The 21,107-nt window shown below is 62.4% G+C and carries 17 protein-coding genes and 1 pseudogene; 6 read left to right on the top strand and 12 right to left on the bottom strand.

Going from position 1 to position 21,107, the window contains the following annotated elements; all coding sequences use genetic code 11:
* Window positions 1-2: 2 nt before the first annotated feature.
* The 6 genes from JQ567_RS23585 to JQ567_RS23560 all read right to left on the bottom strand — a co-directional run bounded on the left by JQ567_RS23585 (window position 3) and on the right by JQ567_RS23560 (window position 7,850).
* Window positions 3-1,118 carry a murein L,D-transpeptidase family protein gene (locus JQ567_RS23585; protein WP_312017455.1) on the bottom strand — a complete coding sequence of 372 codons (1,116 nt, stop codon included), beginning with the start codon at window positions 1,116-1,118 and terminating at the stop codon, window positions 3-5.
* Window positions 1,119-1,304: 186 nt separating this feature from the next.
* On the bottom strand, window positions 1,305-2,231 hold the full coding sequence (locus JQ567_RS23580; protein ID WP_212441016.1) for an MBL fold metallo-hydrolase: 927 nt from the start codon (window positions 2,229-2,231) through the stop codon (window positions 1,305-1,307).
* A gap of 174 nt (window positions 2,232-2,405) precedes the next feature.
* A complete protein-coding gene (locus JQ567_RS23575; protein ID WP_212214143.1) occupies window positions 2,406-3,620 on the bottom strand; it encodes an acyl-CoA dehydrogenase in 1,215 nt (404 codons plus the stop codon).
* A 200-nt stretch (window positions 3,621-3,820) separates the two neighbouring features.
* Window positions 3,821-4,897 carry a 3,4-dihydroxy-2-butanone-4-phosphate synthase gene (gene ribB, locus JQ567_RS23570; RefSeq protein ID WP_212441015.1) on the bottom strand — a complete coding sequence of 359 codons (1,077 nt, stop codon included), beginning with the start codon at window positions 4,895-4,897 and terminating at the stop codon, window positions 3,821-3,823.
* 267 nt (window positions 4,898-5,164) lie between these two features.
* On the bottom strand, window positions 5,165-5,989 hold the full coding sequence (locus JQ567_RS23565) for a hypothetical protein (protein ID WP_212441014.1): 825 nt from the start codon (window positions 5,987-5,989) through the stop codon (window positions 5,165-5,167).
* A 139-nt stretch (window positions 5,990-6,128) separates the two neighbouring features.
* Window positions 6,129-7,850 (bottom strand): cation:proton antiporter, encoded by a 1,722-nt coding sequence (locus JQ567_RS23560; protein ID WP_212441013.1) that lies wholly within the window; start codon window positions 7,848-7,850, stop codon window positions 6,129-6,131.
* Between the two features lie 58 nt (window positions 7,851-7,908).
* Between JQ567_RS23560 and JQ567_RS23555 the strand changes: the two are divergent.
* Together JQ567_RS23555 and JQ567_RS23550 are read left to right on the top strand one after the other, a co-directional pair.
* Window positions 7,909-8,302 (top strand): annotated as a pseudogene (locus JQ567_RS23555) (DUF3124 domain-containing protein).
* A gap of 66 nt (window positions 8,303-8,368) precedes the next feature.
* Entirely contained in the window at window positions 8,369-9,613 is a 1,245-nt protein-coding gene (locus JQ567_RS23550; RefSeq protein ID WP_212441012.1) for a PLP-dependent aminotransferase family protein, read from the top strand.
* Window positions 9,614-9,643: 30 nt separating this feature from the next.
* On the opposite strand, the gene JQ567_RS23545 is transcribed toward JQ567_RS23550, so the two are convergent.
* Entirely contained in the window at window positions 9,644-10,297 is a 654-nt protein-coding gene (locus JQ567_RS23545) for a TetR/AcrR family transcriptional regulator (protein WP_212441011.1), read from the bottom strand.
* Between the two features lie 135 nt (window positions 10,298-10,432).
* Between JQ567_RS23545 and JQ567_RS23540 the strand changes: the two genes are divergently transcribed.
* Window positions 10,433-11,533, top strand: coding sequence for an enolase C-terminal domain-like protein (locus JQ567_RS23540; RefSeq protein ID WP_212441010.1), 1,101 nt, complete (start codon window positions 10,433-10,435; stop codon window positions 11,531-11,533).
* A 30-nt stretch (window positions 11,534-11,563) separates the two neighbouring features.
* On the opposite strand, the gene JQ567_RS23535 is transcribed toward JQ567_RS23540, so the two are convergent.
* Window positions 11,564-12,844, bottom strand: coding sequence for an amidohydrolase family protein (locus JQ567_RS23535; protein ID WP_212441009.1), 1,281 nt, complete (start codon window positions 12,842-12,844; stop codon window positions 11,564-11,566).
* Between the two features lie 335 nt (window positions 12,845-13,179).
* Between JQ567_RS23535 and JQ567_RS23530 the strand changes: the two genes are divergently transcribed.
* The gene (locus tag JQ567_RS23530; protein ID WP_212441008.1) at window positions 13,180-13,416 is read left to right on the top strand and encodes a hypothetical protein; all 237 of its coding nucleotides are present in this window, start codon (window positions 13,180-13,182) and stop codon (window positions 13,414-13,416) included.
* 87 nt (window positions 13,417-13,503) lie between these two features.
* Here JQ567_RS23530 and JQ567_RS23525 read toward each other — a convergent pair whose 3' ends face one another.
* Window positions 13,504-14,676, bottom strand: coding sequence for an acetyl-CoA C-acyltransferase (locus JQ567_RS23525; protein ID WP_212441007.1), 1,173 nt, complete (start codon window positions 14,674-14,676; stop codon window positions 13,504-13,506).
* A gap of 101 nt (window positions 14,677-14,777) precedes the next feature.
* Window positions 14,778-15,596, bottom strand: a complete 819-nt coding sequence (locus tag JQ567_RS23520; RefSeq protein WP_212441006.1) for an aldo/keto reductase — start codon at window positions 15,594-15,596, stop codon at window positions 14,778-14,780.
* Between the two features lie 136 nt (window positions 15,597-15,732).
* Between JQ567_RS23520 and JQ567_RS38670 the strand changes: the two genes are divergently transcribed.
* The gene (locus tag JQ567_RS38670) at window positions 15,733-15,861 is read left to right on the top strand and encodes a hypothetical protein (protein ID WP_283813476.1); all 129 of its coding nucleotides are present in this window, start codon (window positions 15,733-15,735) and stop codon (window positions 15,859-15,861) included.
* A 16-nt stretch (window positions 15,862-15,877) separates the two neighbouring features.
* Here JQ567_RS38670 and JQ567_RS23515 read toward each other — a convergent pair whose 3' ends face one another.
* Together JQ567_RS23515 and JQ567_RS23510 are read right to left on the bottom strand one after the other, a co-directional pair.
* Entirely contained in the window at window positions 15,878-16,291 is a 414-nt protein-coding gene (locus JQ567_RS23515; RefSeq protein WP_212441005.1) for a hypothetical protein, read from the bottom strand.
* 141 nt (window positions 16,292-16,432) lie between these two features.
* Window positions 16,433-19,906 (bottom strand): indolepyruvate ferredoxin oxidoreductase family protein, encoded by a 3,474-nt coding sequence (locus JQ567_RS23510; protein ID WP_212441004.1) that lies wholly within the window; start codon window positions 19,904-19,906, stop codon window positions 16,433-16,435.
* Window positions 19,907-20,120: 214 nt separating this feature from the next.
* Between JQ567_RS23510 and JQ567_RS23505 the strand changes: the two genes are divergently transcribed.
* The gene (locus tag JQ567_RS23505) at window positions 20,121-21,065 is read left to right on the top strand and encodes a hypothetical protein (protein WP_212441003.1); all 945 of its coding nucleotides are present in this window, start codon (window positions 20,121-20,123) and stop codon (window positions 21,063-21,065) included.
* Window positions 21,066-21,107 lie beyond the last annotated feature (42 nt).

Below are 21,107 nucleotides of genomic sequence, written 5' to 3'. Positions count from 1 at the left end.
GTTCAGCACCGGCTCGATGGGAAGCTGGCACGAGCCGGATCGCACACAACCGGCTTGGAGAACGAGGCGCCAAACCATTTGCTCGTCAACGAGCCATCGTTGTCGATCCAGGGGATCGGTGGCAATTGCGGCAGGTAAGATGCATACGGCATCACTTTCGCAAGCATCACTCTGCCCGGAAACCGCGCGAGAAAAGCCTTGTTCATTCCGCCGTCCAATCCGCTGTAGATCGGGGCAACCGGCACGTTGTCTTCAAGCAATTGGGCGTATTCGAGCTCGTCGATGCGATTTTTTTCCCGCGCCCGCCGCGCGATTTCCGGATTGACGACAAAGGAGGGGCATTTTTCGGTGGGATTGAACACAAGAGGATGCGGCGAATTTGGGAGAGGTTGCGCATCGAATACATAGTGGCGATTGCACACATCCACCTTGGGTTCGAGTTGCGTCGTCTCGAAATGATCGTTGCCGATCTTGAGCATTTTCCAGAAGGCCAAGTTCGGACTATTTCGATGCCGCGCCAGATTCGCCGGCGTCAAGCGGAACGGATAGGCTTGGACCTGGAACGCCGGCCGCCCGCCGAGGAATGTGTCGCGCGCCAGCGAATAAATCTCGCTTATCTGTTCGTCGGTCATGGCATAGCAACCGCTCGACCAGCAGTCGCCGTGGATCATGAGGAAGCTGCCATCGCGGTTGTTCGCCTTGTCGAATCTGTTGGGGTAGCCAAGGTTGATCGAAAGATAGAAGTTGGAGTTGGGATTCATCAACTCAGGTGTAACTGCATAGAATCCCTCTGGAGCCTGACGGTCGCCCTCGTGCAGCTTCGGTCCAAGATCGCCCGACCACCGACAGATCGGATAGATCTTGAGGATCTGGAAACGGCCGGTGGTGTCCTGTTTCCAGACTTCGAGCTCCGCCTCTTCCTTGAAAAGGCGCACTACGATAGGTGAATATTTGGGCATCTTCTTCTGTTGGAGCAGCGAGAGCAGTTCAGGGGGAAGTTCCTTTGTTGCCTTGGTCGGTAACCGATTGTTGCCCTCGCCAAGGCACATGACCGGCGTCAGCCCCGCGACCAATGCCGCGATCAGTACAAGTGCACGTCGGACCATGGCGCGGATCACTGCTGTACCTCGAACGTGGTGGGGCCCGTAGTCGGTGGCTTTCGTAGCGAGGCGTGTTCAGCACGAGCTATGATGTGCAATTGCACATCAGAGAATCCACCAGTGGGAGCATGGATTCCGGGCCTGCGCTACGCGCGTCCTCAGATGTGCAATTGCACATCGGGGAATGAAAAAATATGGTTCGTTCTAGGAAGCCATCCGGTAGGTCCCGCCGATCACGGGATCGCCGTCGGTCGCCACGATGCCGCGCGACACCAGATCTTCCAGATGGGCCAGCACGGAATAACCGGCGGCACCCGTCAGCCGCGGATCGAGGCCGATATAGATCGCGCGCACCATGGTCGGGATGTCGGTCTCGCCCTTGGCAAGGCGATGCAGGATCGAGGCTTCGCGCGCGCGGCGGTGCCGGCTCAGGAAACGCACAAAGCGCGGGCCTTCCGGAATTTCCGGCCCATGGCCTGAGAAATACAGATCCTCCGAGCGGCTTTCCAGCCGCGCCAGCGATTCCATGTAGTCGATCATCGAGCCATCAGGCGGGGCCACGATCGAGGTCGACCAGCCCATCACGTGGTCGCCGACGAAACTGATCTTTCGCTCGGGCCAGGCGAACGCCAGATGATTGGCGGTGTGGCCGGGGGTTGCCACCGCTTCCAGCGCCCAGCCGGAGCCTTCGATGGTGTCACCGTCCTTGACCTCGATGTCCGGCCGGAAGTTGCGGTCGGCCCCCGATTCCGGATTGTGCTTCTCGCTCTCGAAGCGCGGCCGCGAGGCGCGGTGCGGCCCCTCGGCGTAGACCGGCGCGCCGGTCGCGGCCTTGATCCGCGCGGTGTTCGGCGAATGGTCGTTGTGGGTGTGGGTGACGAGAATATGCGTCACGGTTTCGCCGCGCACGGCGTCCAGCAGCGCTCTCGCATGCGCCTCGTCGTTTGGCCCGGGATCGATGATCGCGACCTTGCCCTTGCCCACGATGTAACTGACCGTGCCGGTGAAGGTGAAGGGGCTCGGATTGTTGCAGAGCACCCGCCGCACGCCCGGGCGGGCTTCGTCGACGACGCCCGGCAGAAGGGGAAAGTCACGGTTGAACGGGATGGTTTCGTTGTCGGTTTCGGCCATGGGAGTTCCTGCCCGCTGTCACCAAGCTACAGTCGTCATACCCCGCGAAGGCGGGGTATCCAGTAAACGCCGGCGTTCGAGACTAAACGGGAGGTCTCTGGGATACTGGATCGTCCGCCTTCGCGGACGATGACAGCTAAGTTTGACGCCACCTCGGGTGCCCTGTCCAAGGCCTCACGAAAACGCCTGGATGCCCGTGATCGCGCGGCCCAGGATCAGGGCGTGGACGTCGTGGGCGCCTTCATAGGTGTTCACGGTTTCCAGATTCGAGGAGTGGCGCATCACGTGATATTCGATCTGGATGCCGTTCCCGCCGTGCATGTCGCGGGCGACGCGGGCGATGTCGAGCGCCTTGCCGCAATTGTTGCGCTTGACGATCGAGATCATCTCCGGCGCCACCTTGCCCTCGTCCATCAGGCGGCCGACCCGCAACGAGGCCTGCAGGCCCAGCGAGATCTCGGTCTGCATGTCGGCAAGTTTCTTCTGCACCAATTGCGTTGCCGCCAGCGGGCGGCCAAACTGCTTGCGCTCGAGCGTGTATTGCCGCGCGCGCGCCATGCAGTCTTCGGCGGCGCCCATCACGCCCCAGGAGATGCCGTAGCGGGCGCGGTTGAGGCAGCCGAACGGCCCCTTCAGACCGGACACATTGGGCAACAGCGCGCTCTCCGGCACCACCACGCCGTCCATCACGATCTCGCCGGTGATCGAGGCGCGCAGCGAAAGCTTGCCGCCGATTTTCGGCGCCGACAGGCCCTTCATGCCTTTTTCCAGGATGAAGCCGCGGATCTGGTTGTCATGCGCGGCCGATTTCGCCCAGACGACAAAGACGTCGGCGATCGGCGCGTTGGAAATCCACATCTTGCTGCCGGTCAGCTTGTAGCCGTCGGAGACCTTCTCGGCGCGGGTCTTCATGCCGCCGGGATCGGAGCCGGCATCCGGCTCGGTCAGGCCGAAGCAGCCGACCCATTCGCCGGTCGCGAGCTTGGGCAGATATTTCTTGCGCTGGCTGTCGTCGCCATAGGCGTAGATCGGGTGCATCACCAGCGAGGACTGCACGGAGTTCATCGAACGATAGCCGGAATCGACGCGCTCGATTTCACGCGCCACCAGGCCATAGGCGACGTAGCTTGCACTGGCGCAGCCATATTCTTCCGGCAGCGTGATGCCGATCAGGCCAAGCTCGCCCATCTCGTTGAAGATCTCGCGATCGGTCTTTTCCTCGAGATAGGCCTTGGTGACGCGCGGCAGCAGCTTGTCCTGCGCATAGGCACGCGCGGTGTCGCGGATCATGCGTTCGTCTTCGGTAAGCTGCTCGTCGAGCAGGAACGGATCGTCCCACTGGAAACCCGCGGATGTCGGTTTGTCCTTGGACTGAGGGCGCACGCTCATAAAAATCCCTTTCGCATCACTGTCCTCATTGGAATTGGCGGCCAAATTAGTGCGCTATCGTCCGAAGCGCAATTGAATTGGGCCTTTCACGTCATTCCGGGGCGCGCGCAGTGCGAACCCGGAATCTCGAAATTCCCCGGGGGCGCTTGCGCCCCTGAGGTCTGGTGCTAGCGCACCAACCCCCGGAATGACGACTGCAGTTACCCTTCGAGCCGTTCGTTGGAGACGATCTCGATCCCGAAACCGGACAGTCCCTTGTAGTCGTGTACCGACGACGTCAGGTGCCGGATCGAAGTGATACCGAGATCGCGCAATATTTGCGCACCGACGCCGACTTCACGCCATTGCCGGTTGCGATCGGCCTCGGCGGATTTCTGTTCGCCGACCGGCTCGACCGGAACGCCGGCGGCGCCGTCGCGCAAATACACCAGCACGCCGCGGCCGGCCAGCTTGAAATGGTTCAGCACGATCTGCATGCGCGCCTGGCCGGTGAACAGATCCTTGACGATGTTGGGCTTGTGCAGCCGCGTCAGCACGTTCTTGCCGTCGCCGATGCCGTTATAGACGAAGGCGGCATGCGCGATCTCATCGAACGGCGAACGGTAGGCGTAGCCCTGCAGCGGCCCGATCGGGCTATCCGTTGTAAAGGTCGCGACCCGCTCGATCAGCTTCTCGCGCGCCTGACGGTAGGCGATCATGTCAGCGATCGTGACGTGCTTGAGCCTGTGGGTGGCAGCGAATTTTGCGACCTGCACGCCCTTCATCACGGTGCCGTCGTCGTTCATCAACTCGGAGATGACGCCGACCGGCGGCAGGCCGGAGAGCTTGCAGAGATCGACCGCGGCCTCGGTATGACCGGAACGCAGCAGCACGCCGCCGTCGCGGGCGATCAGCGGAAAGATATGACCGGGCCGGGCAAAATCACTGGCGCCGGCATTCGGGTTGGCCAGCGCCCGGCAGCAGGAGGCGCGCTCGTCCGCCGAAATCCCGGTGCCGCCATCGGGCTTGTAGTCGATCGAGACCGTGAAGGCGGTGGTGTGGTTGGAATCATTATGCGCGACCATCGGATCGAGCCGGAACCGGCGCGCGTCGTCCTGCGTGATCGGCGCGCAGACGATGCCGGAGGTATGGCGGATGATGAACGCCATTTTCTCGGCGGTGCAGAGCGAGGCGGCGACGATCAAATCGCCCTCACCCTCCCGGTCGTCATCATCGGTGACGACGACGAGTTCGCCGTTGGCAAAGGCTTGCAGAACTTCCTGGATCGTATCGGCCATTTTCTCAAATTCTCGCTTTGGACAGGGAGTGCATTAGCCGGACTCATGGGCCCGCGCCAGCATCAATACGCAGGGCAGAACGCCGCCCAAGGCGTTTCGCTGTACGAAATCGGCAGGCATTCAGGGATGAGACATATGCGTTTTCGGTTGAATTTCCACCTGATGGCATGGGCGGGATTCGCCCTGATGGCAGGGGCCGCGGGCCCGTCCCCACCCCGGCTCGACCGCCCCGATCAGCCGCTGGAAAGCAGCCTGTAGCCTGCTAACTCACCGCCGTCGCTGCTCGCGCCATTTGGAGAAGCCTGCAGCAAGGAGGATGCAGAAGGCCCACCCCAGCAAGGGCACGGCTGCCGTCCGCGCAATGGCCCGGTATTGCTCTGCGAGGGCGCCTGCAACCGAGGGGGCACGCGTCACGATGAGCGGCTCATCCAGTGTCTTGAGGCCGAATTTTTTGGCCGCATCGCGCGCGATGATCTGCGCGCCGGTCACGGCAATGCCGACGAACCGGGCATATTCACCGCCGGATTCGTTCCAGAATTGCGGATGCGAGGCGAGAATGCGTCCGGAATCCCTGATTTCGCCCGCGACCCAGACTTCAACGGGAAGCTCCGGTCTCCAGCCCTCGCCTACCAGCGGCGCAAGACGGCGGGTGCCGTAACTCTTGCTGCCGCGGCCGCCGCTCAAGCGCGCCTCCGCTGCGAACTCGGTGGCAACGCGCCAGCGCGGCGCGGCGTAGCCGGCGACGCCGAGACCTTCAGGAATATCGTCGACCAGACGCAGATTGACGGTGCGGCCCCACAAGGGGGTATCCACGACAAAGGCCGGCGACACGCCCGTCAATGTCATGATCGCGACCGCAGGCATGAACAGGCCGGGCCGGAACCGCGTGACGCCAATGGCCAGCGGCAAACCGAGCAGGAACACCCCGATGATCCACGGCACGACCGGCGTGTACGCCACCACAAGGGCGCCGAGCGCCAGCTGAAACAGGATCGCGGCCGTTCCCGCCAGCAGGCAACCGAACAGCGTGGACGACGAGGACGCCAGGCTCGATGCACGAGCGTTATTTGATGACGATAATGATAACCGCATACCGATTGAAATTTCTTTGCCGCCAGGGAAATGGCGCGCCATACGGTACTCAGTGTCGGCTGCATTAAATCCGGTTCAAGCGGGTGCGTGCGTAACGTCACACGTCCGCATCACCCTTCCGCCTGCGAGGCAGACGGCCTTACGGCAGCACTTCCTTGCGCTCGGCGAGCAGTGCATCCATTTCGGCGCGCTTGTCTCCCAGCAGGTCGGCGGCGGCGGCCTCGATCACGGTGTACAATTCGTGGGCGTCGCTGAGCCGGGTCACGGTCACGTAATCGGCGCCGGCTGCATAGAGATCATTGACGTCGCGCAGCAGATCCGCGGTCGCGACGATCTTGGCGGTTGGATTGAGGGTACGGACGTGCCGGACCAGTTTCTCGTTATTGGCGCCCTTCAGAAGCGAGTCCGGCACGCTCAGGATGATCAGCTCCGACTTGCCGATACCGGCATGGAGCAGCGTATCGACATTGCTGATATCGCCATAGATCACGTGCAGACCGCGATCGGCCAGCGTCCGGAACACATTGGGATTGAAATCGATCACGGTGATCTGTTCGAGCACGAGCGGATTCTGCCGCTCGATTTCGGCGAGCAGCGCGCTGGCGGCGCGGAAGAAGCCGAGAATGACGATGCGGCGCGCCTCGTGGCCGCCCTCATGTGCGGCCTCGCCCTGGCCGTGATCGAGATCGCGCAAGCCGATCTTCTTCATTGGACCGATCAGAGCTCGCGTGATCTCGTCGCTCTTGCCCATCACGAAGGTGCTGATCACGGCCAAAATGACGAACGCGAACGACGCCGCACTCGACGTTTCGGTCCCGATATGGTTCGCGATCACACCGGTCTGGATCACGACCAGCGAAAACTCCGAGATCTGCGCCAGATTGATCGCCGGCAACAGGCTGGCGCGCAGACCCTGCTTCATCAGATAGAGCGGCACAAATGTCGTCACCACGCGGCTCACCACGGTGAAGGCCGCAATCAACAGCGCCAACCCGATCACCGACGGGCCGGGAATGGGAATGGTCATGCCCAAGGCCACAAAGAACAGCGTGATGAAGAAATCGCGCAGCGTCGTCACCTTGGCGGTGACGTCGAGCGCATAGGGGAATGTCGAGAGCGAGACACCGGCGACCAGCGAACCCATCTCGCGCGACAGATGCAGCTTCTCGGCGATCTCGCCGATCAGAAAGCACCATGCCAGCGCGCCGAGCAGGATCAGCTCCGGCCGGCGTGCGATCTGGTGAAACAGCCGCGGCAGCACGTAGCGGCTCAGCACCAAAGCGGTCGCCACCAGCACGCCGACCCGGCCGATCGAGATCAGGATCACGCTGACCTGAAGATTGTCGAGGCTCGGCTGCACGGCGAGGAACAGGATCGCGAAGATATCCTGCAGCACCAACACGCCGAGCGTGATGCGGCCGGGCAGCGTATCGAGTTCACGCTTCTCGTACAGCACCTTGACGATGATGACGGTTGAGGAGAGCGCGCAGGCGACGCAGAGATACAGCGCGTCGAAACGGCCCGCCCCCATCGACAGCCCGATGCCCCAGAAGAACAGGATCCCGAGCAGGCAGCCGCCGACCAATTGCCCGCCCGCGGCGAACAGGATGACCTTGCCGGCGCGCACGATCTTTTTCAGGTCAATTTCCAGCCCGATCATGAACAGCATGAAGATTAGGCCGAGTTCGGAGATGACGTGAATCGAGTCCTTGGAATGGACCCATTTCATGCCGAATGGACCGATGACAAACCCGGCGATAAGGTAGGCGAGGATCAGCGGTTGCCGGGTAAAATGCGCCAGCAAGCCAAGCACCCAGGCAAACAGGATGCATAAAGTGATATCGCCGATAAGCTCGTGCATATTTCCTGACTTTTCCTCAATGCAACCTAGAGGCCGGGGCGCAATGGTCAAACGAGCAATGTGTCACATCCGCCTAACAGGTCTCTTTCTAGCGATTCTTGCCTGCCTGTCGATCCTTTACACAGGGGATGGTCGGGCGCAGGCGGCCGGCAGCATCGAGCAGAATTTCGCCAGTTCTCTGACCGCGGTCCCCACCGACGCCCTCGCCATATCGGGCGCTTTCTACGTGCCGGTTTATTCGAGCGTGTCGATGAGCCAGGGCAGATTGCGAGCGGATTTCTCGGTCACGCTCAGTGCGCGGCGGCACCGGGGCCAATTTCGTCGTGGATTGGGCGGCCACGGAAGAAATCGCCGAGCCCGCGGTCGAGGCGCTGATGGTCGGCAGCGTCGGCAGCGGACATTACGCTTTCATCAGCCAGGGGCGACCGATTAAGATCATCGGCAAGAACTAAACGAGAATACCGGAGGGCCGCGCCAGCGGCCTTCTCAACGAAAAACAAAACGGGAGTGAATGTCCAATGTCTACCGCATCAATCTTTGATTTCGCACCATTGCTGCCGGCCGGATTGCCGGCGCCGGCGGCGCGGTGGACGGGTCTGGCCAAATACAGTTTCGTCGGCGGCAACAATGATCCCGACCAGGTCCCGGTCGACGGCCTGATCGAGGCGCTGACTGCCGTGCTCCAGCGCGAGGGCAAGACGCTCGCGACCTACGGCCTCGCCAGCGGCCCGCAGGGCTACCGCCCGCTGCGCGAATTCCTCACCAGGAAACTCAAGCGCGACGCCGGTATCGGCTGCGCCGCCGACGATGTCATGATCGTCTCCGGTTCGCTGCAGGCGCTCGACCTCGTCAACGCGACGCTGCTGGCGCGCGGCGATACCGTGCTGATCGAACAGGAGACCTATCAGGGCTCGCTGAGCCGGCTGACCCGGCTCGGCGTCAACACGGTCGGCATTCCCCTCGACGACGAGGGCATGCGAATGGATGCGCTGGCGGCGGCGCTGGCCGACCACAAGCGCCGCGGCATCATGCCGAAATACATCTACACCATCCCGACCGTGCAGAACCCGACCGGCTCGATCCTGCCGGAGGCGCGGCGCGCCGAAATGATAAAACTGTCGCAGGAATACGGCGTGCCGATCTTCGAGGACGATTGCTACGCCGACCTGATCTGGAACGGCCAGCGCCCGCCCGCGATCTATGCGATGAGCGAGCAAGGCGGCGTCATCCATATCGGCTCGTTCTCCAAATCGATTGCGCCGGCGCTGCGGGTCGGTTTCATCGTCGCGCCCTGGGAGATGATGTCGCGGATGCTGGCGCTGAAGACCGATGCCGGCTCCGGCGCGCTGGAGCAGATGGTGCTGGCGGAATTCTGCACGCCGCATTTCGCAACCCACGTGCCGAAGTTGACACGCGGCCTGCGCGCCAAGCTCGATACGCTGATGGAGGCGCTCAACGAGCAGTTCGGCACATCAGCCGAGTTCGAGGATCCCAAGGGTGGCATCTTCCTGTGGGTCAAACTTCCCGACAATGTCGATACGCTGAAGCTGTACCAGGCAGCGCTGGCCGCCGGCGTCGCCATCAACCCGGGGCCGGAATGGTCGACCGACAAGTCCTATGCCGGCAGCCGCTTGCGCCTTTGCTTTGCCAGCCCCTCCCATGAGCAGATCCGCGAAGGCGTCGCCGTGCTGGCGGACGTCTGCCGCAAGGAGTTCGGCGTGCCCGAGCGAAGCGCCAATGTGGAGAAGCGGGCGCGATCGTAGCGCCGGTCCCGGGGTAAGGATTTGCATCGTTCATCTGCGACGTTTGATTCCCACAGGTTCAGATCGTTGCCTTCGCGCGGCGGCTTCCCCTCGCGCGGGGTATTTCTTTTGGGCGCATTCTGATCGAATGAGTTTCTTGGCCGCTTCGGCGGCCGCCGCAGCATAACTGCGGTCTCCATGGATTAAGATCAGTGAGATTGCGCCTTCGGAGAGCAGCCAGATTTCGCGGGCAAGTTGCCGCGGCGACGTCGCGTCGACGCTTGCCAAAAGGTCAGCTAGATGGGCCTCAAGCATTGCCTTGTGACGGCGCGCGATCAGGCGAGCAGGATGTCCACGCAGATCGGCAAGCTCGATGACAAGGCGGGTAAAACCCGAGCCTGCCCATCGCGGCGAGTCCGACCAGACGGCGAGATCCTTGAACAGTTGATCAATGATGCTCTCGGGCGATCCGGCGAGGCTTTCGCCAAAAGTCCGGAAAGCGGCCAGAGCCAAAGCGTGCTGCGCTTCGAGCACCTGGGCCAGAAGCAGGTCCTTGCTTGCAAAGTGATAGTAAAGCGTCCGCTTGGTGACCGCGGCTGACGCTGCGATCTCGTCCATGCTCACGCGCACGAATCCCCTGCGACGGAAGAGACCGTAGGCTGCATCGAGGATGGTCTGGCGAGTCGGCGCCGAGGATCGTGGCATCTCTCTCCCTCTGAGCGGAATGTATACCGGTTAGTGAATTTACAACAATACACATCCCGTCTCGAATGCACCGGCCGAGCGACATCCGATCTGACGACAGCGAGAGTAGCGCCATGCTGTCCGCGGGAGGAAATGATGACTTTCGAGAAGCTCACATTCCGATCCGTGACGGTTCGCTCGGTGCTGGTACCGCTTCGCAGGCCGGTGGTTTCCAAGGTCGGCCTGTTCGATCAATGGCCCATTATTCTCATCGACCTCGCAACCGAGGAAGGCGTTGTCGGGCGCAGTTATCTCGAGCCTTATTTGAAGCACTCGACGCACTATATCGTGCCCGCAATCTACGATCTTGCCGAGCCGCGGAAGGGCCAGCCAATCCGCCCGATTGAGGATTTTCAGAACGCGCGTAGAGCGCTGAATCTGATCGGTTACGAAGGCGTGTCGATGATCGCTGTATCCGGGCTCGATATGGCGGCATGGGATGCCTTGGCGAAGGCGGCCGGTATGCCACTGGCCGTGTTGTTGGGGGGCTCAACCGGTCCGGTCGCAGCCTATAACAGCAATGGCCTCTGGCTTACCGAGGTAGCCGGTTTGGGCGATGACGCGCGAGCGCTCGTGGCCGAAGGTGGTTTCAAGGGACTGAAATTGCGGTTGGGTCGCGACAGATTGGCTGACGATCTCGCCGCGATAGAGGCTGTGCGCACCGCGGTCGGCGCGGAAATCAAGTTGATGGTTGATTTCAACCAAGGCCTCCGTCTTGGCGAGGCGCTGCACCGTTGCCACGCGCTCGACCGGCAAGGGCTCTACTGGTTCGAAGAACCGATCGCTTACGACAATCTCGCAGGATACGCACAGCTTAGCAGGGAGCTGACGACGCCCGTGCAGCTTGGCGAAAATTTCTACGGACCACGCGCATTGCATCAAGCCCTGTCCATTGGCGCCGGAGACTATGTTATGCCCGATCTCATGCGGATCGGGGGTGTAACGGGCTGGATCCGCGCATCATCGATCGCTGGAGCCGCAGGTGTCGAGATGTCGACGCACCTCTATCCCGAGTTCGCGGCGCATCTGATGCGCGTGACTGAAACGGCTCATTGGCTGGAATGGCAGGATTGGGCGGACCCCATCCTCGCCGCGCCATTTAAACTCGCAGATGGCTTCCTCATGGTCCCAAACCGGCCGGGCGCCGGCCTGGAATGGGACGAGGATGCCGTAAGGCGCTACCAGTACGACGGATAATCCAGTGGGCTCGCCAAAAGACGCCGGCGCCTACCGCACCGCGAACGGCGCCTGATAGGGCCGGCCGAACGGCACGCCGTTGATCACGGTCTGCACCGGTTTCAGCAACAGCTTGCCCTCGCGCTTGTTGTTGCGGGTGTCGACGAACGAGACCTGCGCCTCCGCCAGTTCCATGATCGCGACGTCGCCGGGCGCGCCGACCTGCAGCGTGCCGATTTTCGGTGCACGGTTGATGATCTTGGCCGGCGCCGAGGTTGCCATCGCCACCACCTGCTCCACCGTAAATCCGAGCGGGACGAACTTGCTCATCACGTTCGGCAGATACGGCATACCGGGCGAATTGCCGGAGAAGACGTGGATGTCGGACGAGATCGTATCGGGCGGGCAGCCACCCGCGATCGCGACTTCCGCCACCGTGAAATCGAAACTGCCGCCACCATGGCCGACGTCGAACATCACGCCGCGCTGCTTGGCGGCAAGCGCTGCCGGCAGCAGCTTGCCATCCTGCACGATGTTGGTGAAGACGCCGCCGTTGTTCGGTGCGCCGGAATAGGCATGGGTCAGCACGTCGCCCGGCCGCAGCAGATCGAGAATCTGCGACATCAACTCCCTGGTCTCGACGCCGCCGATATGCACCATCATCTTGGCCGGCCAGCCGCACATCTCGCAGGCCTTTATGGCTCGCTTCAGTGGTTCGAGGCCGTGCCTGGCGATGACATTCTCCGACATCCGGACTTTGACGCCGAGCAGGAAATCCGGATTCTCGGCCAGCGCCATGGCGCAGGCGTCGAGCTGCGCGTGGTCGATGTTGTATAGTTCGGCGACCGGGAAGCCCGACAGTCCATGATTGGCGATATGGACGAAGGCGTAAATCCGCGCGCGCGATTGCGCCACGATGTAGCGGCGCAGCGCTGCGATATTGTTGACGCCAGCGTCCCCCGCCGACACTACTGTCGTCGTTGCCTGGGCCTGCACCAATTCGTCGGCGGGAATGCCGATCGCCGAACCATAGGGGTAGACATGGGAGTGCAGGTCGATCAATCCCGGCGTCACCAGTTTGCCGGCGGCGTCGATGGTCTTCGAGGCGCGTGCGGCCGGAATGTCGGCTTCGATCGCCTCGATCATGCCCCAGCGAATGCCGATGTCACGCTTGCCACGCAGCGACTGGCTGGGATCGAGCACATCGCCGCCCTTGATCACGAGGTCGAACTTGTCGTTCGGACCCATCGCGGCATTGGCCGGTGCGGACATCGCAGCGACCGCGGCCGATCCTGACAGGCTTAGAAAATCACGGCGTGAAAACCCGCTCATGGCATCGCTCCCCCAGATGATTTTTATGGCGCGATGATGCGCCGGGACCGGGCTTTCCGCAAGCCGGCCCATGCCCCCGATCAACCCACACGGGTATCAATGACCGTGCGGCTGGACGGTCCGTGGGATCGCGGTTGTCCAGAACGGCCACGTGTAAACGCAATGTTTCGAGCGTGAGTTATTGGACTAAAGAAATTTGCTCGTGCGTGGAACCAACGCACGCATTGCATCCGCGATCCTTGCTGAACAGACATTCAGAATTCTCTTCAAGTTTCGTCGGAACGTTCCCGTCGATGCGCTGTTCTATCCTCGCTGAATTGAGGAGAGGACAAGTAATGAAGAAGTTTGGATTAGTTTTGGCCGCGCTTGGCGCGATCATCATCGGGGTGCCGTCGATTGCAAGCGCACAGACTGTTGTGATCAAGCGTGGCAGCGGTTATCACCAAGGCCATCACCACTCCCACGGTGCACGCGCCGAATACCGCGGGCATCGTGACCGCGGCTACCATCGCGGACATCGTGGTCATGGTCACCACGACAAGGTCGTGATCATCAAGAAGCATCGTTACTGAGGTTGATGCCTGAGACTAGGGCTCAACGGAAAATGGCTCCTCGCGGAGCCATTTTCTTTGTTGGTATCGCCGGCTGATTGCTTCGGCTCAGCTGTAGATTTCGAACAGGCCTGCGCCGCCCTGGCCGCCACCGATGCACATGGTGACGACGCCCCACTTCGCCTTGCGGCGACGGCCTTCCTGCAGGATGTGGCCGGTGAGCCGCGCGCCGGTCATGCCGAAGGGATGGCCGATCGCGATCGAGCCGCCGTTGACATTGTACTTCTCGGGGTCGATGCCGAGCTTGTCGCGGGAATACAGACACTGGCTGGCGAAGGCTTCGTTCAGTTCCCAGATGTCGATGTCGTCGATCTTGAGGCCATGGCGCTTCAACAGCTTCGGCACGGCGAAGATCGGGCCGATGCCCATCTCATCCGGCTCGCAGCCCGCCGCCGCCCATGCAACGAAACGGCCGAGCGGCTGCAGGCCGCGCTTTTCGGCATCCTTGGCTTCCATCAGCACAACAGCCGCCGCACCGTCCGAGAGCTGGCTGGCATTGCCGGCGGTGACGTATTTGCCCGGGCCCTTGACCGGCTCGAGCTTGGCGAGGCCTTCCATGGTGGTTTCGGGCCGGTTGCACTCGTCGCGATCGACCGTGTAGTCGACGATGCTTTCCGCCTTGGTCGCCTTGTCGACCACCTTCATCTTGGTCTTCATCGGGACGATTTCGTCCTTGAACTTGTTGGCCTGCTGCGCGGCGGCCATGCGGCGTTGCGATTCCAGCGAGTACTCGTCCTGGTATTCGCGGCTGAGCTTGTAGCGCTCGGCGACGATGTCGGCGGTGTCGATCATCGCCATGAAGATGTCGGGCGCGGTCTTGAGCAAATCCGGATCGATCGATTCCTTGGGCGAACCGCCGCCGGGAATCGAGATGCTTTCAACGCCACCGGCCACGATGCAATCGGCGCCGTCCGAGCGGATCGAGTTGGCGGCCATCGCGATGGTCTGCAGCCCTGAGGAGCAGAAGCGGTTGACCGAAACGCCGGCCGTCGACTTTGGCATGCCAGCGAGCAGCGCCGCCTGGCGGCCGATATTGGGCGCGCCGTGCGCGCAATTGCCGAGATAGCAGTCCTCGACGTAATCCTTCTCGACGCCGGCGCGCTCGACCGCGTGCTTGATGGCGTGGGCCGCCATCGACATCGGAGGGGTGATATTGAACCCGCCACGGCCGGACTTCGCCAGCCCCGTACGTGCATAGGAAACGATAACAGCTTCACGCATTTTCTAGACCTCCCTTTGATGCCACCCAGTATGGACTGGACCTCAGCCCGTGTGTAGCGAAAAACCTTGAATTCCGGCGGACGGAAAAGGAGGAATCGCCTTCAATCCCACGCCGGCCCGAAGGCGGGATTTACACAACGTTTGTCCTTCGGCAAGGCCGCGATTGCCTTTCGATCGTCGTCATCAAGCCGCAGCTTCAGCGCGTCGAGATTGGCCCGTTGACTTTCGGCGCGCGAGGCCTTCGGGATCGCGGCGACCCCGTCCTGGTCGAGCAACCATTTCAGCGCCACCTGTGCGGCGCTGGCATTATGCTTGCGCCCGATTGCGGTCAAAACTTCGTCCGACGCCACGCGGCCCTGCGCCAGCGGGCAATAGGCAACCAGCGGAATCGATTTGGCGCTGAGATATTTGCGCAGCTTTGTCTGATCCAGCATCACGTGGTATTCGACCTGATTGCAGGCAATCGGAGCCTTGATCTCCTCGACCACGGTTTTCAAGAGCGCGATGTTGAAATTGGCGACCCCGATGGCGCGAGTGCGACCTTCCTGCTTCAGCTTCATCAAGGTCTCGAACATCGCCGGCAGGTTCATATTTCGCGACGGCCAGTGCACCAGATAGAGATCGACCTGATCGAGCCGCAGTTTCTTCAAGGAAGCATCGAACGCCCGGCGGATCGCGTCCGGCGCCAGGTTTTCGTTCCAGACCTTGGTGGTGACATGCAGGTCCTTGCGGGCGATGCGCGAGGCCGCGATCGCAGCGCCAATCGGCTCCTCATTGCCGTACATTTCCGCAGTGTCGAGATGCCGGTAGCCCAGCGCAATCGCGCTTTCAACCGCCGCGCGGCAGGCATCGCCCTGCAGCCGAAAAGTGCCAAGCCCGAGCCTCGGCAGGGCAATGCCCTGCGTTTGCAGATTTTCCATTGAATGCTCCCGAAGGCGTAAAGTGTCGCGGGGAAGACGAAAGCCGCATGGACGGCATTGGATTGCGTGGGATAGATCGCTATAAATAGACTGCCCGCAAGGCGCTGGGCAAATCAAGATCAGGTCAGGGAGAGCGATGGGCAACGCGTTGCAACGATGGCTGGATTCGCATCAATTGCCGGCGATCGCCGCCGCCGTGCTCGGCGTGATCACGACGCTCTCCGTGCTGATCGTGGCTGTCTTCTTTCTGATCGGAAAACCCTGAACGTAAGCGACCGCTTCTATCGCTGCCAGTTACAGATGCCGCCGGACCTGCACGGCCAGGTTTGAATCCGGGTATCGCGCGCCTGCGCATCGAGCGGATTGTTGCGCGGTTTCGCCAGTCTGGCACGCGCTGCGGCACGCGGCGCCTCAGTGCTGGTCTTCTCGGCCTGAGATTTGGCGACATGCGCCTTGCGTGGCGGCAGCTTGGGCCAGATGGTCGAATCCAGATCCGCCTCCGTGTCCTCCGACCTTGCCTCGATCCGAACCGGCCCGAACCGCGCCTCCGGCCCGATCCGCTTGGGCGACAATACCGCGTTGGGAAGATCAAGGCTGAGCAACTCACCCGGACGATACTCGGCCGCCGTCGCGGAGCCGGCCAATGCCAAAAACCCCGTGCAAACCGCTGCAGCTAAAGCGCTTTTCAGGACCATTATGGGCCTCCTGAAATGACTAAAAATAATGATAACTGGGATCATGTAGGAAGCCGGCAGGCCTTTTCCAGCCGAAATTTTCGGCAAGGTTACCCGCTGACTACGCCGGCCGCGAAAAATCCGCGGCCGGTGGCCCGGAACCTATTCCGCGGCTTGCGCAACCCCCTGCCCGATCGTGCCCTCCAGCCGCATGCATTCCTGGCGGTAGCGCGCGACATTGGCCTCCTTGATGTGGCCGTAGCCGCGCACGAGGTCAGTCGTTTTCGCCAGCGCCACCAGCCGCGGCCAGTCCTGCGGTTTGGCCGTGTCGAGGTGGCGGAGGATCATGTCAGAATATTCGCCCGGCAGTGCCCGCTCCATCCGGCGCTCGGAGGTATAGCCGAACGGATCGAACGCGGTGCCGCGCAGGAATTTGAAGCGCGTCAGGACATCGAACGCCTTGAGGATCCAGCCACCGAATTCGCGCTTGCGCAAATGCCCGGTCACCTTGTCGCGGCGCGCCAACAAGGGCGGCGCCAGGCTGACCTTGACGCTCGCGTCGCCGTCGAACTGCTCCTTCAATGCTCGTGCAAACTCGCCGTCGGAATAAAGCCGGGCAACCTCATACTCGTCCTTGTAGGCCATCAGCTTGAACAGGCCCCTTGCAAAGGCTTCGGTGAGGTCCTGCGCTGCAGGCGAAGCCTTGGCTTCGGCGGCACGCACGCGCGCGACCTCGGCGAGGTAGCGCTTCGAATAGGCCTCGTTCTGGTAGTCGGTCAGCAAGCCTGCACGGTGAGCGATGGTCTCGTCCAGCGTCCGCTTGACCGGTGCGGCGCCCTGCGCCTTGAAGCGCGCGGCGCTGACCACGCGTTGCAGGTCGTGCGCGGCAAGCCGGCCCCAAGAGAACGCCAGCTTGTTCATCTCGATCGCCGCGCCGTTGAGGTCGATCGCCTTCATGATCGCCTCCAGCGACAGCGGAATCGCGCCGCGCTGAAACGCAAAGCCCAGCATGAAGGAATTGGTCGCGATGCTGTCGCCCATCAGGGATGAGGCAAGACCGGTCGCATCGAGGATATCGAGATCGCTGGCGCTGACGGCCTCGTTGAGCGCCTCGCGCATCGCGCCGGCCTGGAAATCGATGTCGGGATCGATCACGAAGCTTGCGGTCGGCAACAGATCGGCGTTGACGATCGCGCGCGTCAGGCCGCGCTCGGCGCGGCTCAGCGCCGGGATGCTGGTAGCAACGACGATGTCGCAGCCGAGAATGAGGTTGGCGGTGCCGGGCCCGATCCGGACATTGGCGAGATCGTCCGCCGACGGCGCGATGCGGACGTGGCTCATGACCGCGCCGTTCTTCTGCGACAATCCCGTGAAGTCGAGCGTCGAGCAGGCCCTGCCGTCGACATGCGCGGCCATGCCGAGCAACGCACCGATGGTGATGACGCCGGTGCCGCCGATGCCGGTGACGAGGATGTTGAACGCGCCGTCAAGCGCGGGCGGTGTCGGCAGCGGCAAGTCCGCAAACAGTGCCGACGGATCAGCCGCGGCGCGATCGGCCTTCCGCAACTTGCCGCCATGCACAGTGACGAAACTCGGACAAAAGCCCTCGATGCAGGAAAAGTCCTTGTTGCAGTTCGACTGGTCGATCCGGCGCTTACGGCCGAGTTCCGTTTCCAGCGGCTGCACCGAGACGCAGTTGGAAACAGCCGAGCAGTCGCCGCAGCCTTCGCAGACGCGCTCATTGATGAAGACACGCTTCGGCGGATCCGGATAGAGCCCGCGCTTGCGGCGGCGGCGCTTTTCGGCGGCGCAGGTCTGGTCGTAGATCAGGACCGAAAGGCCCTTGACGTCGCGCAGCTCCTTCTGCACGGCGTCGAGCTCACGGCGGTGATGAACAGTCGCCCCAGCGGGGAAATAGTTGCTGGGGTATTTCTCGGGCTCGTCCGAGACGATCGCAAGCCGCTTGGCACCTTCGGCGGAAACCTGATGCGCGATCTGCGACACGGTCAGGCCGCCCTCGGCCGGCTGGCCGCCCGTCATCGCGACAGCGTCGTTGTAGAGGATCTTGTAGGTGATGTTGACGCCGGCGGCGGAAGCCGCGCGCAGCGCCAGCAAGCCCGAATGCGTGTAGGTGCCGTCGCCGAGATTCTGGAACACGTGCTGTTCGCTGGTGAACGGCGCCTGCCCGATCCAGGTGACGCCTTCGGCGCCCATATGCGAGATCGTCGCGGTGCGGCGGTTCGGCACCGAGAGCGCCATGCCGTGACAGCCGATGCCGGCCATCGCGCGGCTGCCCTCAGGCACTTTGGTGGAGGTATTGTGCGGGCAGCCCGAGCAGAAATACGGCGTCCGCTGCAGCTTTGCAGCACCAATGCCCTCCGCGGGCCGGTCGAACGCTTCGAGCTTGGCGAGGCGCTGTTCCAGCGCCGGGCTGCGATGGCCGAGCCGGCGCAACCGCGCCACCACGGCCGCGGCGACCATGGTGGGCGTGAGTTCGCCTTCGCTTGGCAGCAGCATCGCGCCGGTCTCGTCGCGCTTGCCTACCACCGAAGGCCGCCTCATAGCATCGACATTGTAGAGGATGCGCAGCAGCTGATCCTCGATGAAGCCGCGCTTCTCCTCGACCACAAGCACGTCCTGCAGGCCTTCGGCGAACGCGCGTGCGCCGTGCTCCTCCAGCGGCCAGGTCAGCGCGACCTTGTAGATGCGCAGTCCCAGCGCCTGCGCTTCGGCGTCGGTAATACCAAGATCGGCCAGCGCCTGGCGCAGGTCGAGATAGGCCTTGCCGGTCGCCATGATGCCGAGCCGCGCCGGCTTGGAATCCAGCACGATGTGGTCGAAGCGATTGACGCGGGTGAAGGCGGCGACCGCCTGCATCTTCGGGCCGTGAAGCCTGCGCTCCTGCTCCAGCGGCGCGTCCGGCCAGCGGATGCCAAGCCCGCCTGGCGGCATTTCGAAATCGGTCGGGATGATGATCTTGATGCGATCGGGATCGCTGACGATCGAGGCCGAGCTTTCGACCGTCTCGGAAATCGCCTTGAAGCCGACCCAGCAACTCGAGTAGCGCGACAGCGCAAACCCAAGAATCCCGAGGTCGAGATAATCCTGCAGCGTCGCAGGGTTGACCACCGGCATCAGTGCCGCCGCGAAGACCTGTTCGCTCTGATGGGCCAGCGTCGAGGATTGGCAACCATGATCGTCGCCGGCCAGCGCGATCACGCCGCCATTGGGCGAAGTGCCGGCCGAGTTCGCATGCTTGAGCGCGTCCATCGAGCGATCGACGCCGGGACCCTTGCCGTACCAGATGCCGAACACGCCATCAACCTTGGCGCCCGGGAACATTCCGACCTGCTGGCTGCCCCACACCGCCGTCGCCGCCAGATCCTCGTTGAGGCCGGGCGCGAACTCGATGTTGTGTTCCTTGAGGAAGGATTTCGCACGCCACAGCGCGTGATCGTACATGCCGAGCGGTGAACCGCGATAACCCGAGATGAAACCTGCGGTGTTGAGCCCCTGTGCGCGGTCGCGTTCGCGCTGCAACATCGGCAACCGGACCAGCGCCTGCGTACCGGAAAGAAAGATGCGTTTCGCATCCAGCCGGTACTTGTCGTCCAGCCCAACGTCCGTCAACGCCATTTTTTCGCTCCCCATCGCGGCTATCGCTCTGCCGGCTATTTTGAACCGGTCTAATTGGGCCCAGAATGCACCGGTTTTGCTATGCGTGCCCAGCCTGAATGCATGGCGGCAGGACATATCTCGGCTGCGATGTGGATTACGGTCGCACCCTTGCCGAAACCTGTCTTCTTTGAAACGCTGGACGGCAAACGGGAGAGCCAAGGAAACCTCAGAGATGACAGAAGCGGCATTCACGACCGAGATACTGGAGAGCGGCGACGTGCTCGTCGGGCCGTGGCGGCGCCCAAAGCAGATGCTGCAAGCGCAGGTCTACGACGCCCATGCTTCGATCCACGACGATGCGACAGCGCAAAAGCTGGGCTTTCAGGGCGGCACGATCGAAGGCCCGACCCATTTCAGCCAGTTCGCGCCATTGTGCGAACGGATCTGGGGCCAGGCCTGGTTCGAGAGCGGCTGTCTCTCGGCGCATTATCGCAATCCCGCTTTCGAGGGCGAGGAAGTTCAGGCCAACATCGAAAAGTCGAAGCCGGGCCAGACCGTTTGCAGCATCGGCATGACCAAGCGCGACGGCACCGAAATTTTGCGCGGCACCGCCTCCGTCGGCGGCGATGGGACGGCAACGGCACTGCACCGGCGGCTCGGCGAACTGAAGCCGCTCGCCGACCCCGTGATCCTCGCCGACCTCAAGGTCGGCATGAAGACCGGCCGGCAAACCGTGAAAATGGATTTCGACCAGAACATGGGCGATCTCTATCCGTTTTCGCTGGCCGAGAAGCTGAAGGTGATCACCGAACCTTCGGCCTATTATTCGCAGGAACGCAATCCCTGGGGTCGGGCCATTCTCCCCATGGAGATGCTGAGCGTGCTGTTTCAATACCGCGCGCGCGAGGATCGATTGCCGGTGCGAGGCCCCGCGGTCGGACTGTTCGCGGATCAGGAAATCCGGTTGCTGCGCGGGCCGCTATTCGCCGGCGAGAACTACGTCACCGAACGCGAGGTCGTGGCGCTGAGCGGCAGCCGCCGGACCGAGAGCATGTGGGTGCGCACCACAGTGTTCGCCACCGACGACAAGCCCGTCGCCACCATGCTGCTCAATCTCGCGAGCATCAAGGATTCCTACGCCAATTACGCGAGCGAGCATAAAGCCCTCTATGGCTGAGCCGACCTAGCGCGGTCGCGTCCGACGCGGCCGGACGAACTT

It is taken from the genome of Bradyrhizobium sp. AUGA SZCCT0431 (assembly GCF_018131065.1).
Taxonomy (GTDB): Bacteria; Pseudomonadota; Alphaproteobacteria; order Rhizobiales; family Xanthobacteraceae; genus Bradyrhizobium.
Note: the sequence above shows the minus strand (reverse complement) of the source record. Positions and strands in the feature narration are given on the sequence as shown.

What these genes read in the sequence shown, in the direction of transcription:
- JQ567_RS23535 (WP_212441009.1), bottom strand. Translation starts at nt 12,844, where the DNA reads ATGAGCGGGTTTTCACGCCGTGATTTTCTAAGCCTGTCAGGATCGGCC.
- JQ567_RS23510 (WP_212441004.1), bottom strand. Translation starts at nt 19,906, where the DNA reads ATGGCGTTGACGGACGTTGGGCTGGACGACAAGTACCGGCTGGATGCG.
- JQ567_RS23515 (WP_212441005.1), bottom strand. Translation starts at nt 16,291, where the DNA reads ATGGTCCTGAAAAGCGCTTTAGCTGCAGCGGTTTGCACGGGGTTTTTG.
- JQ567_RS23525 (WP_212441007.1), bottom strand. Translation starts at nt 14,676, where the DNA reads ATGCGTGAAGCTGTTATCGTTTCCTATGCACGTACGGGGCTGGCGAAG.
- JQ567_RS23505 (WP_212441003.1), top strand. Translation starts at nt 20,121, where the DNA reads ATGACAGAAGCGGCATTCACGACCGAGATACTGGAGAGCGGCGACGTG.
- JQ567_RS23550 (WP_212441012.1), top strand. Translation starts at nt 8,369, where the DNA reads ATGTCTACCGCATCAATCTTTGATTTCGCACCATTGCTGCCGGCCGGA.
- JQ567_RS23545 (WP_212441011.1), bottom strand. Translation starts at nt 10,297, where the DNA reads ATGCCACGATCCTCGGCGCCGACTCGCCAGACCATCCTCGATGCAGCC.
- ribB (WP_212441015.1), bottom strand. Translation starts at nt 4,897, where the DNA reads ATGGCCGATACGATCCAGGAAGTTCTGCAAGCCTTTGCCAACGGCGAA.
- JQ567_RS23530 (WP_212441008.1), top strand. Translation starts at nt 13,180, where the DNA reads ATGAAGAAGTTTGGATTAGTTTTGGCCGCGCTTGGCGCGATCATCATC.
- JQ567_RS23560 (WP_212441013.1), bottom strand. Translation starts at nt 7,850, where the DNA reads ATGCACGAGCTTATCGGCGATATCACTTTATGCATCCTGTTTGCCTGG.
- JQ567_RS23580 (WP_212441016.1), bottom strand. Translation starts at nt 2,231, where the DNA reads ATGGCCGAAACCGACAACGAAACCATCCCGTTCAACCGTGACTTTCCC.
- JQ567_RS23520 (WP_212441006.1), bottom strand. Translation starts at nt 15,596, where the DNA reads ATGGAAAATCTGCAAACGCAGGGCATTGCCCTGCCGAGGCTCGGGCTT.
- JQ567_RS23565 (WP_212441014.1), bottom strand. Translation starts at nt 5,989, where the DNA reads ATGCGGTTATCATTATCGTCATCAAATAACGCTCGTGCATCGAGCCTG.
- JQ567_RS23540 (WP_212441010.1), top strand. Translation starts at nt 10,433, where the DNA reads ATGACTTTCGAGAAGCTCACATTCCGATCCGTGACGGTTCGCTCGGTG.
- JQ567_RS23575 (WP_212214143.1), bottom strand. Translation starts at nt 3,620, where the DNA reads ATGAGCGTGCGCCCTCAGTCCAAGGACAAACCGACATCCGCGGGTTTC.
- JQ567_RS38670 (WP_283813476.1), top strand. Translation starts at nt 15,733, where the DNA reads ATGGGCAACGCGTTGCAACGATGGCTGGATTCGCATCAATTGCCGGCG.